The sequence below is a fragment of the Vibrio sp. 378 genome (assembly GCF_033339435.1).
Window position 1 is genome coordinate 222,845 of the sequence record NZ_JAWOUO010000001.1, and the last position, 12,101, is coordinate 234,945.

Sequence of the window (12,101 nt, forward strand, 5' to 3'; positions counted from 1 at the left end):
CAAATTGCAGATGAAGATCGTGATCAACTAATCACTTAAAGAATATCAAATCAACCAGTTAACCTAATTGACGTGCTTCTTTAACAAGTGAGATGTGCTAGTAACGTGCACAACGTGTTAAGCCCTATAATTTATTGATTTATAAATAAAGGAGGTAGGAGTCTCGTGATGAGGTTACTAAACATGAATTTAGCCGTGCAATTTTCCAAAGTTTACAGTGTAAAAAAAGCGGCTTTACCCCGGAACAGATAAAAGCCGCTTGCCAATGATGTGTTAATTCACATCTTATCGCATAATCATTTGTTCACGACCAGGACCCACAGACACCATTTTTACTGGTACGCCCATGAGTTCCTCAATGCGTAGAACGTATTTCTGTGCTGCTACTGGAAGCTCTTCAAACTTACGACAACCTGTGATGTCCTCGCTCCAGCTTTCCATCTTCTCGTAGATTGGCGCAAGAGAGGCAGTTTGAGGCCAGATTGGGTTTTCGCTGTGGTCGCCTTCGTAGCCAACACAGATTTTCAGATCGTTAAGGCCAGTCAAACAGTCTACTTTCGTTAGTGCAATTTCAGTTGCGGCTTGCAGTTCAACGCCATTTTTCGTAGCGACTGCGTCGAAGTAGCCCATGTCGCGTGGACGACCCGTAGTTGCACCGAACTCGCCAGCAAGTTCGCGGAAAGCGTCTTGCTCTTCCATTGCAGTGATCAACGTACCAGTACCCACTGATGAGCTGAAGGCTTTTGCAACCGCAATAACGCGTTCAGGACGAAGTGCCGGAAGGCCACTACCGATACCCGCGTACATTGATACAACGTTAGAAGATGTTGTCCAAGGGTACTCACCGTAAACAAGGTCACGACCCGCGCCAAGCTGCGCTTCGAACAATAGAGTTTTGTCTTTCGCTTGTAGTTCTTTTAGAGGAAGCGTTACGTTGCAAATTGAATCGCGCCAAGGTGCAGAGACTTCTAGCAGCCAGTTCGCCAGTTCTTCAGCGGTTTGTTCAAACTCGAACGTCGGGTAAAGTGCACGCAGTTGCGGCAGTTTCCAATCCATCATGAATTGAAGGCGTTCAACCAATACTTCTGGTTGCTTCAACCAACCAACTAGGATGCCTTTCTTCATTACGCGGTCACCGTAAGCAGGTGCAATACCTTGACGAGTTGAGCCGTATGCTTTGTCGCCTAAACGTTGTTCTTCTAGCGTATCTTCTAGTGCATGTAGAGGTAGACACAGTGTTGCGCGATCAGAGATGCACATATTCACTTTTACGCCCGCTTCTTCAACTTCCGCAATCTCCTGAGACAGCAACGCAGGGCTGATAACCATACCCGGACCTAACACTGCCAAACAGTCAGGGTTGAATACGCCACTTGGAAGCTGGTGCAGCTTGAACGTACCTAGATCGTTAACCACGGTGTGACCCGCGTTGTTACCACCTTGGAAACGAATGCTCGCAGAAGCTTGCTCTGCCAAAAAGTCAACGATGCGGCCTTTGCCTTCATCACCCCAGTTTGCACCCACAACAACGATAGACGACATAATTTAATCTCCAAAAACAGATGCAAAAATCTTAAGGTGTTCGCCATAATAAGAGAAATTAATTATACTCATTAACTTGATAAGAATCTCATATCGGAATTGGCAATGTTAGATTTGAACTGGCTGCGAACCTTCGTAACTCTTGCAGAGGTAAAACACTTTGGTAAAACAGCGACGGAACTGCACATGACGCAGCCGAACGTAAGTTTGCATATCAAGCAGTTGGAGCAAGCCACGCGCACGAAATTGATTGAGCGAAATCCCGTGCAGTTGACGCAAGCGGGGAAGCGTTTGTTAGCTACGGCGCAGCGGATGCTTAATGAGCTGCAAATTTGTCAGTCGGATCTCAATGCCATCAACGATCTTACGCAGGGGACGCTTTCTATTGCGGCGAGCGATATTGTTTCACGTTTACTGCTTATCAAACCATTTCAGCAATTCAAAAGTGAATATCCGGGGATCGACTTGGCATTGTTCAATACCACATCTTCTCAAGCGGTGGATTTGGTGAAAAGTGCGCGTGCCGATATCGGCTTTGTTATCGCACAAAAAGAGAGTCAACCGCTGCATTTTACGCCTCTCACGCAAATTCACTGGTGTGCGTTTGGCGATAACATTTTTGAGTGGCAAGACAATCGAAAAGAGAGCCAGACGCTGATCCTGCTAGGGCACGATACTCGAACCCGAGAGCTGATTGATGCGTCTTTACCTGAACTAAATCTGCCTAAGCATCGCGTGATGGAAGTGGGCAGTGTGGAAGCACAAATCGACTGGGCGGAAGCGGGGTTTGGGACTGCTATTGTGCCGGATTTCTCGCTCGATCCGAGATTAAAGCTTTCTCGTGAAGTTACGCCTTTGCCAAGTTTTCCAAACACTGATTTCGGCTACATCGTGCGTCAAAATCAGGTGTTATCCAAAGCGGCAAAACAGTTGTTGGCTTGGGTTGGCGAGAATGTGTCGGTGGTTGAGGGCTAAGACGATGAAAGAAAAGGCCATGAAAGAGACGAAGATTACGATTTCGCTCCCATCCTTGATCCACCGTATTGGGGGCGACCATGCCAAGCAAGCGAAAACACTCGCAGCAGAAAAACAGTGCGATCTTAAGCGAATTAGACGATCTCGTCACTGGCAAATCTCAGGCGAGGCTTTGGATGTAAAAGCGTTTTTAGAGCATCTCAAAAACGAAGAAGCAGAGACGATGCGATTTGCGATCAACAAAATCGAACAAGCTCTACTTGCTCACCAAGACAAATTGGAACCTTTGGACGTGAAGTTGATACGTTTGGTGAGACAAAACCCAAACATCACCTTAGCGGAGCTGATGGCTGAAACGAACTGCACGTTAGTTCAAGCTCGCACGGCACGATTTGATGCTGAGTTGCTTTAAGATCGGTTTGTGGTTTACTCACTTTATTAACAGATGTTAGGGTACCGATCAAAATCACTCACTAAGACCATTTTATTATGGATATTTGGCAGCTTCTCCTTTTTATTCCTGCTTGCTTTGCTCTCAATATGGCTCCAGGCCCAAACAATTTATTGGCAATGAATAATGCTCGTTGTTACGGCTTTAGGGCCGCGTTTACGGCCAGTTTAGGCAGAATTGCTGCTTTTTCAGCGATGATTGCGTTGTCTGCATCAGGTCTGGCTGTGATTTTGTATACGTCAGAAATGCTATTTTTGGCAATAAAGCTGGTAGGGGCGCTGTATCTACTGTGGATTGCGTTTAACCTTTGGCGCTCAGAGTCCAGCCCGATCTCTGACTTAGACAATTCGCGCAACTACGCAGGACTGGCGAAGCAAGAATTTACGCTTGCTGCTGGCAACCCGAAAGCGATTCTTATTTTTACTGCATTCTTGCCGCAATTTGTTGATGCCAATGCCAACGTTCAAGAGCAGTTTTTTGCCCTTGGCTCCACGTTTTTGATATTAGAAATGGTCGCCATTTCAATCTATTCCATCTTTGGTTTGTACTTGAGACACTGGTTTTCAAATCCAAAAATGGCGAAACGTTTCAATCGCGGATGTTCGTTGTTTTTAGCCGCATCAGGTGCGAATTTGCTACTAAGTAAGCAATAACAACACATCATCTCTGTAGATTATTTTTCTATAAAAAAAGCCGCTGATGTTACATCAGCGGCTTTTTTCGTTGATGCATCGATTAATTTATTGTTACCACATCAAATCGTCAGGCACGACGAAATCTGCGTATGGATCGTCTTCTGCCGGAATCTCAGATTCTGCTTCTTTCTGTTCGATGATGACGGATTCATCACGTTGAGCAATTTTATTCGCTACTCCGCGCGGAATTACAACGTAGCTTTCACCGACAATAGCAATAGCCAAAATGCCTTTGATCAACTGTTCGCGGATAAGTGAATCTACATAAAGTGATTTCACTAGCGTACCGTGCGTGAAGTTGTATTTGATGTCGCCATCTTTTAGCTCGATCTTGTTCATCTCAATCAGTTGATTGATTTGCGCTTTGATCTCTTTGTTTAATCGCTCAGCATTTTGCTGCTCGCTCAATTGTTTATCACGCTCTAACTGTTGGCGTTTATTCTCTTCAACCGCCGCTTTTACTTCGCGTGCTTGAACGCGTGATTTTTTAGAGCCTTTCTTCGCTTTCTTTAGTTTCTTTTCATTAACTAAGCCAGCTTTCAGCATTTGTTCTTGAAGGGTAAGTTTTGCCATGTTTTATCCAGTTAGTGCGCAATTTTGGGCATTTTACCCACTATTGCCACTTGTAGTAAATAATAGTGCTTCCTATGGGTCTAAAATGTTTGGTTGGCTTGTTATCTCTTTAACGAAAGTGCAAAGCGGGCCTTCTCCAAAGCCCGCGAGCGTCACTGAAATCTAGGTGGGTTATGGCTGCCACTGTTTAGATGTGACGAGGTTATCCATCACTTTGTTTACCGCTTGATGCGCTTTGTCGACAATGGTGTCTATATCGTTACGGTTCGCGATAAGCGGTGGAGCAAAACCGAGGATGTCACCATGTGGCATGGCGCGAGCGATTAAGCCTTGCTCTAAACAGGCTGCCGCGATTTGCGGGCCTACTTTCAAGTTTGGATCAAAGTGTGCTCTGCGGAGCTTGTCTGAAGAAAACTCCAACGCATGCAACAAGCCAACGCCACGAGTATCACCGACTAATGGATGATCGTTAAACGTCTCCGCCATACGTTGCTGCAAGTAAGCGCCGACTTCGGCCGCGTTTTGCACTAAGCCTTCACGTTCAATGATATCGAGGTTGCAGTTCGCGGCTGCCGCCCCCATTGGGTGACCAGAGTAGGTATAACCGTGTCCGATAGCGCCCCATTGGTCGGTGCCGTTTTCTAGCACACTCCAAACTCGTTCACCGACGATCACGCCAGACAGCGGTTGATACGCTGAGGTTAACCCTTTCGCTACCGTGATGAGATCTGGTTTCATGTCGTAGTGGAGTGAGCCAAAATCGGAGCCGAGGCGACCAAAGCCACACACCACTTCATCCGCAATCAAGAGTACATCGTATTTGTCGAGTACTTTGCGAATCGCCTGCCAGTACCCTGCTGGTGGTGGTACAATACCGCCAGTACCGAGCACTGGTTCCGCAATCATTGCTGCTACCGTTTCTGGGCCTTCTTCCAAGATCATCGCTTCGAGTTGATCTGCGCAATATTGAGAGAATTCAAGCTCAGACATACTCTCGTCTTCACGGCGATAATAATATGGCGCGATGGTGTGTTTGATACGCTCAAGTGGTAAATCAAAATGGGCGTGGAACAACGGTAAACCTGTCATTGAACCGGACGCGATACTTGAACCATGGTAGCCGCGGTCACGCGAAATGATTTTTTTCTTCTCTGGTAGACCACGAGCATTGTTGTAATACCACACCAACTTAAGTTGAGTTTCGTTCGCGTCGCTGCCTGACATGCCGTAGTAAACTTTGCTCATGCCTTCAGGCGCCATTTTGATGATGCGATCTGACAGTGTCACGAGCGCTTCGTTCGTATGGCCGACGTAAGTGTGGTAGTACGCCAGTTCTTTGGCTTGTTCATAAATCGCATCGGCCATTTCAGTCCTGCCATAGCCAATGTTCACACAATACAACCCGGCAAAGCCGTCTATCAGCTCGATGCCTTCTGAATCGGTGATGCGTATTCCGCTTCCGCTCGAGATAATTCTTCCCGAAAGCTCCCCGGCCGCATACTGCTTCAGGTGGGTTGAGGCATGAAATACTCTCTGACGATCGATCTCTAAAAGTTGTTGGGTTTTGTTACTCATGATCCTTCTCCTCGAATAATTGGATATCCATATTTCGTGTCTCAACTGCCACTGACGGTTGGTAAAGCGCCTAAGCAGCAGTATTTGATTTCGCTGTATTCTTCAAATCCGTGACAGCTTCCTTCTCGTCCAAGACCAGACTGTTTCACGCCGCCGAATGGGATAGGGTGCCCTGTCATTTTGACGGAGTTCACGCTCACCATGCCAAACTCCAAACCGCGCATGCAGTGCCAAATTTGGTGAATATCGTGACCATAAACATAGGCAGCTAAGCCGTACTCAGTGTCGTTGCTCATTTCAATCACGGTATCTAAGTCTTGGTAAGGCAATACGCCTGCCACAGGACAAAAATTCTCTTCGCGATACACCGCCATTTCAGGGGTTACATCGGCTAGCAATGTCGGCGCGAAGAAGTTTTCGCCTGGCACGGGCTGGTGGTATCCCGCTACCAATCGCGCGCCTTTGTCGAGCGCGTCACGCACCAAATCATGCGCTTTATCCACCGCAGTGCGATTAATAAGCGGTCCCATGGTGGTTTTTTCGTCTAAGCCATTGCCCAAAACGATGTGGCTCATTTCTTTGGCAAACGCTTCCAAAAACGCTTCGTACTTATCGTCAGGGACGAAAATACGGTTTGCGGCCAAGCAGTCTTGTCCTGCGGTTTGAAACTTCGCATCCACGGCGGCTTTGGCTGCTTGCTCGACATCCATATCTGGCAGCACGATGAAAGGGGCGTTACCACCGAGCTCCATACTGCACTTCTTCACGGTTTGTGCCGCGTCGCGTAGCAATAGTTTGCCTACTCGAGTTGAGCCTGTGAACGAGAGCGCTTTGACTTTATCGGAGTGGCACAAGGTTTGTGACACCATCATCGCATCGCCAGTGATAACGTTAAATACACCAGGTGGAAAGCCAGCTCGGTCTGCTAACTCTGCCAACGCTAACGCAGAAAAAGGCGTTTCACTGGCGGGCTTAATGAGCACCGGACAGCCTATTGCTAGTGCGGCTGCGGCTTTGCGTGTGATCATGGCATTAGGAAAATTCCATGGTGTAATCAGAGCTGCGACACCAATCGGCTCGCGTACCGTCGATAGTTGCGCATTCGGGATATGACTTGGGATGGTTTCTCCATAGCTGCGGCGTGCTTCCTCTGCAAACCAGCGAATAAAGGATGCGCCGTAGTCGATTTCACCCAAAGCATCACCTAATATTTTGCCTTGCTCCATAACCATCAAACGAGCAAGGTCTTGTTTTGATTCTAAAATCAGATCGTGCCAACGCATGAGAATTTCAGCGCGTTCTTCTGCTTGCATTTTTCGCCATTGACGAAAGGCTTGGTCGGCTTCATCAATCGCTTGATAGAGTTGTTGCTGAGATAGCTTAGTGATGTAACCGATGACCGTGCCATCTGCTGGATTATCCACCGGATGAAATTGATCACCACTTACCCATTTGCCATTCACGTACGCTAAACCTCTCACCAAACGTACGTCTTTCATTATCGACATCATGTCGTGCGAGGCTTTTAATTCTTCAGCGTGTAAGCTGTGCAGTGCTGCCATGAGTCCTTCTCCCAGCATCGTTGTCCATAATGAAACTGTAATGGAGAAGTGACCGAAATAATTTCTGATACCGAGGTTTAAAACGTCAGAACTTTCTTTTTAGTGCCGTTAAATATGGTGTTTTTTCTGTTCACGCCTGATGCGCATTTTCCCTTTATAACAAAGCGTTTTGGTTTACTTCGAATGTGCCCGCATCACGTTTGATTGTTTTTGTCACAATGTAAGTAAAGTAGCGCTCAATGCCCACATCTGAGTCTAACCAGTTGTCGATAAGCCGCTGATATTGGTCGATATCTTCTGACTGAATTTTAAGGATGTAATCGACACCACCGCCCGTGGCATAGCAATCAGTGACTTCTGGTGAATGTTGTACCAGTTGCTCGAAGCGTTTGAACGCTTGGGCGTTGTGTTCTTTGAGCGTAACTTCAACCATAACTGACGTTCGTTTGAACAAAATATCGGTATTTACTTTTGCTCCGTAGCCTTCAATGATGCCTGCTTCTTCCAGTTTTTTGACACGCTCCCAACAAGGGCTCACGGATAGGTTGATGGCCTCGGCAAGGTGAGATTTGGTGATACGACCATTATCATGAAGTATTTGTAGAATTTTTACGTCGTAGCGATCGAGGCGCATAATGAGTCTCCCTGTAGAATACTAATCATTTCATGAAAGGCTGATGACTGGTCGCTGTTATAAGTTGCTTTCCAGTTTGCTTCTGGTATGCCATTTGTTTTGATTTCTTTAGTTGGTTTTTCAATCAGCCTATCTCGCCGCAGTCTTCGGCTATAACTGCGATAGTGTCACCGATATTCACCATAGCAGGAAAACGACGCGCCGCGAAAATACCATTGCGCTGTGACTTGTACTCAACGGGGGCGGTACCTGTGCGCTCGGTCGAGAAGATTCTCACTAATACATCGCCCTTTTTGACGGTATCGCCAAGATCAAATAAGTATTCTGTGATGCCGTGGTGTTGGCTTTGCACATAACAACTTGCATCAGGCATATCTAATAACTTAGTTGGTTGGGTTGGTTGTTCGTAGTCACCGGGCAAGTTGCCTGAGAAGCGTAAGAAGTTGCGAATGCCACGGTCGGAATAAGCGATGGTTTCTGGAGTGCTGGTTCCGCCTCCTCTTAGTTCGGTGGTAACAAAGATTTTTCCCTGAGACTCCACGGCAGTGTCATACAGGCTGGTGGCGTCCATTTCGAGCAAGATCATGGTGTAAGGTGCGCCAAACAGTTTTGCACCTAATATGCAGGCTTCTTCTTGATCGAGATTGTCGAGACGATGGGCAGCGGCGAACGGAACGATATCTAACGTTTTACCACCTGAGTGAATGTCTAACGCAAAATCGCACTTAGGAACTAGGTAACGAGTAAAATAATCCGCAATTTTCTCGGTCACTGTGCCTATGGGGTTGCCGGGAAAGCTGCGATTTAAATTCCCCTTATCGATAAACGACGTACGTGAGGCATTTTGTACCGCAGGTAAGTTCATCATGGGTACAATAATGACACGACCTTGGATTTGATCTGCCTGAAGCGAGTTCGTCAATTTTAGCAGGCTGGTGATGCCTTCGTATTCGTCTCCGTGATTACCGCCAGTAAGCAGTGCGGTTGGTCCGTGACCATTTTTGATCACGGTGATAGGTATCATAATACTTCCCCAAGCGGAGTCGTCATGTGAATAGGGCAGCGTTAAAAAGCCGTGCTGTACACCTTCTCGGTCAAAGTCTATGGTGGCTGTGATCGAGCTTTTTTGCATATCAAGTCCTTTTAGTTCTCAGACCTAGCTCAACAGAGCCTGAGGTTTGAAAAATTAGTGTTTAACAAATAAGTGGCGTGGAAAGTCACACAGCGTTTTTGCTCCATCATGGGTAATGACGATACTTTCCGTTGTTTCTAACCCCCAATCTTTGAACCACAGCCCCGGCATAAAATGGAATGTCATGCCTTCTCTCAAGATGGTTTTATCGGTGTCTCGCAAACTCATGGTTCGTTCCCCCCAATCTGGTGGGTAGCTCAAACCTATTGGGTAGCCACAACGGGCACCTTCGCGTGAGAATCCCGCTTTATCGAGAACCTGGTTTAGTGCATTGGCGATGTCGGCGCAGGTATTTCCGGGCTTTGCCACTTTCAAGCCCGCTTCAAGTCCTAGAGTCAGGGCTTCGTCGGCTCGTTTGAACTTGTCGTCAGGCTCGCCAAGAAAAATAGTGCGTGAGAGTGGGCAGTGGTAACGGCGGTGCGCCCCTGCGATTTCAAAAAACGTCCCTTCGCCTTTCTTGAAGGGTCTGTCATCCCAAGTCAGGTGAGGTGCGGAAGCATCAGAACCTGATGGCAAAAGCGGCACAATCGCGGTGTAATCGCCAAAGTGGTCTTCATGCCCGAGCACGGCTTGGCGGTTAATCTCGGCAACAAGGTGGTGTTTCGGTAATCCTGGTTCAATCATGTCGAACGCGACGCGGTGCATATTTTCAACAATGCGAGCGGCACGGTACATGTATGCCAGTTCTTGATCGGATTTAACGGCGCGGCACCAGTTGACTAGTCCAGTTGCATCGAGAAGTTGAGCATTCGGTAGGTGCGTAGTGAGTGATTCGTAAGCGGTGGCGCTAAAGTAATAGTTATCTTTTTCTACGCCGATGCGACCACGATCCCAAAGGCGCGGAGCCAGTACGGCTTCGACCAGGAAATCCATCGGGTGTAACGGCGGGTTCATTACATAATGGTCTGGATAGTAGGTAATGTTTTCTGCCGACATATACGCAGTCCTGTATGCTCCGTTGGCATCTTGGCAGCGTCCAAACCAAACAGGTTCATCAGATGGACCAACAACGACACATTGTGGCACGTAAAAAGACCACCCATCATAGCCTGTCAGCCACGCCATGTTAGAAGGGTCATGAATGATAAGGACATCCAATTCTCTTTCTTCCATCGATTGCCGAACTTTCGTTAACCGATCCTGGAACTCATCCAGTGTAAAATGCAAAGCAACGCCTCTCATATTTTCTCCTTGTTAGAAATCCGACGCCTTATGGGCCTTCGGAGACGCTGAGGTATTTCTACCTTCTACCTTCTACCTTCTACCAGCTAGCCAGATCTGCGTTAAAAATGATTGCAATTTACCTCTGGGGTTGTATTTGGATTAAACGATGCTGTTTAACATGTTTGTTTAACCCATACATTTCATGTCAATCATTACAATTGTGGTTTATTTTTGTGCATTTCACCTCGTTTTGTGAGTTAAAGTTCGCCATTTGTTAAATGGAAGTTACAATGAGCGTTAAAAATGAATCAATTAAAATATTGTGTCATGACAATTTCTTTGAACCCGATCATTCGGCCAGGCACCGCTAAATACATCTCCATTGGTAACTATCTTGTCGAATGTGTCCGCAGTGGTTATCTAAAACCGGGGACTCGATTACCCACACATCGTGAGTTTGCAGAGCAAATTGGCGTCAGCGTACAAACGGTGAGCCATGCATATGGTTATGCAGAGAAAAAAGGGGCGATCGAGTCTTGGGTTGGGAATGGTACTTTTGTCAAATCAGGTTTTGTGGATGAAAGTACGGACACGGAGTTCATGCTGACACAAGAGATGAAAGAAACGCCGGATGAAATTGATATGTCGATTGCACATCCAGTGGTGACCGATCGCCACATTACGCTTTTTAATCAGGCGTTAATGGAGATTGCTGGGCAAACAAACAATCGTGGTTTGATCAGTAAAGCAAAACCGGTAACAGGTCAGCCTCATCATATTGAGTCAGGAGCACGATTTCTAAGTAGCCAAGGGTTGGATGTGGGTGCCGATCAAATATTACTCACAAATGGAGCATGCCATGGTTTAACGTTGGCTTTAAGCACAGTTGTTGAACACGGTGATTTAGTTGCTTGTGGTCACTTGGTTGATCATGGCTTGATCTCTCGCTCGAGAATGCTTGGATTTAAGTTGCAACCACTTGAAATGGATGAGTTTGGTATAACGCCGGATGCATTTGAATGGGCATGTAAACACAAACCAATCAAGGTATTGTGTTGCACACCGAGCATGGCTAACCCGACTAGTGCGCATATGGATGTTGAACGCCGAGAGGCGATAGCGAATATTGCGCAGCAATACGACATCTATGTCATTGAAGATGACGTGTATGGAGCACTAGAACCTAACCGTGTCCCACCCCTTGCCACATTGTTACCCGAACAAGCTTTCTATGTCACCAGTTTAACCAAAGTTGTAGCGCCAGGCATGCGCACTGGCTATCTGACGGTCCCACGTCATTTTTTGCAGCACGCGATTGGTCGTTTAGCGGCAACGAGTTGGTCTGCGACTCCATTACCATTTGAAGTCGCTCATTTGTGGATCGAAAACGGTACGTTAAATCGACTTATTCGCTTTCAAGTCAATGAGTTTGCTAAGCGACAGCGAATAGCAAAAGCCGCTTTAGAAGGGCATGTTTATAGCTCGCACCCGAATGGACAACACATTTGGTTGAGACTACCCGAGCAGTGGAATAGCGATGACCTGGTTGCTTCGGCAAAGCGTTCAGGGGTGCAGATCACTGGATATAAACCGTTTGTTCTCGATACAAATCAGCCAATGCCTTACGTGCGAATCAGCTTGGGAGCAGAAACAAACCGAGGCTACATCAAACACGGGTTATCTGTGATTGCTGAAATTCTCGATACCAACCCTCCCACCTCACATTTTTTGGTTTGAG

Annotated in this window: 11 protein-coding genes; 4 read left to right on the top strand and 7 right to left on the bottom strand. The window is 46.9% G+C overall.

All coding sequences use genetic code 11. The annotated features are described in order from the left end of the window. Positions 1–285 precede the first annotated feature (285 nt). A complete protein-coding gene (locus R7Q48_RS01045; protein ID WP_005373814.1) occupies positions 286–1,542 on the bottom strand; it encodes an adenylosuccinate synthase in 1,257 nt (418 codons plus the stop codon). Positions 1,543–1,647: 105 nt separating this feature from the next. Between R7Q48_RS01045 and R7Q48_RS01050 the strand changes: the two genes are divergently transcribed. The 3 genes from R7Q48_RS01050 (at position 1,648) to R7Q48_RS01060 (ending at position 3,621) form a co-directional block, all read left to right on the top strand. Next, positions 1,648–2,517, top strand: a complete 870-nt coding sequence (locus R7Q48_RS01050) for a LysR family transcriptional regulator (RefSeq protein ID WP_005373812.1) — start codon at positions 1,648–1,650, stop codon at positions 2,515–2,517. Positions 2,518–2,536: 19 nt separating this feature from the next. Then, a complete protein-coding gene (locus tag R7Q48_RS01055) occupies positions 2,537–2,929 on the top strand; it encodes a ribosome recycling factor family protein (protein ID WP_318132110.1) in 393 nt (130 codons plus the stop codon). 77 nt (positions 2,930–3,006) lie between these two features. Then, a complete protein-coding gene (locus tag R7Q48_RS01060) occupies positions 3,007–3,621 on the top strand; it encodes a LysE family translocator (protein ID WP_005373795.1) in 615 nt (204 codons plus the stop codon). Positions 3,622–3,714: 93 nt separating this feature from the next. Here R7Q48_RS01060 and R7Q48_RS01065 read toward each other — a convergent pair whose 3' ends face one another. From R7Q48_RS01065 to doeA, 6 genes are all read right to left on the bottom strand, one after another. Then, a complete protein-coding gene (locus tag R7Q48_RS01065) occupies positions 3,715–4,236 on the bottom strand; it encodes a DUF2058 domain-containing protein (protein WP_005373793.1) in 522 nt (173 codons plus the stop codon). 171 nt (positions 4,237–4,407) lie between these two features. Further along, positions 4,408–5,811, bottom strand: coding sequence for an aspartate aminotransferase family protein (locus R7Q48_RS01070; RefSeq protein WP_005373789.1), 1,404 nt, complete (start codon positions 5,809–5,811; stop codon positions 4,408–4,410). 41 nt (positions 5,812–5,852) lie between these two features. Then, positions 5,853–7,373, bottom strand: coding sequence for an NAD-dependent succinate-semialdehyde dehydrogenase (locus R7Q48_RS01075; protein WP_318132111.1), 1,521 nt, complete (start codon positions 7,371–7,373; stop codon positions 5,853–5,855). Positions 7,374–7,527: 154 nt separating this feature from the next. After that, positions 7,528–8,007, bottom strand: coding sequence for an Lrp/AsnC family transcriptional regulator (locus R7Q48_RS01080; RefSeq protein ID WP_005373784.1), 480 nt, complete (start codon positions 8,005–8,007; stop codon positions 7,528–7,530). A 124-nt stretch (positions 8,008–8,131) separates the two neighbouring features. Then, positions 8,132–9,139: a N(2)-acetyl-L-2,4-diaminobutanoate deacetylase DoeB gene (gene doeB / locus R7Q48_RS01085; protein ID WP_005373782.1), complete on the bottom strand. Its 1,008-nt coding sequence runs from the start codon at positions 9,137–9,139 to the stop codon at positions 8,132–8,134. A gap of 54 nt (positions 9,140–9,193) precedes the next feature. Then, on the bottom strand, positions 9,194–10,381 hold the full coding sequence (gene doeA, locus R7Q48_RS01090) for an ectoine hydrolase DoeA (RefSeq protein WP_005373780.1): 1,188 nt from the start codon (positions 10,379–10,381) through the stop codon (positions 9,194–9,196). Between the two features lie 285 nt (positions 10,382–10,666). Here doeA and R7Q48_RS01095 point away from each other — a divergent pair, with 285 nt between their 5' ends. Then, a complete protein-coding gene (locus tag R7Q48_RS01095; RefSeq protein WP_080996739.1) occupies positions 10,667–12,100 on the top strand; it encodes a PLP-dependent aminotransferase family protein in 1,434 nt (477 codons plus the stop codon). Position 12,101: the final 1 nt, after the last annotated feature.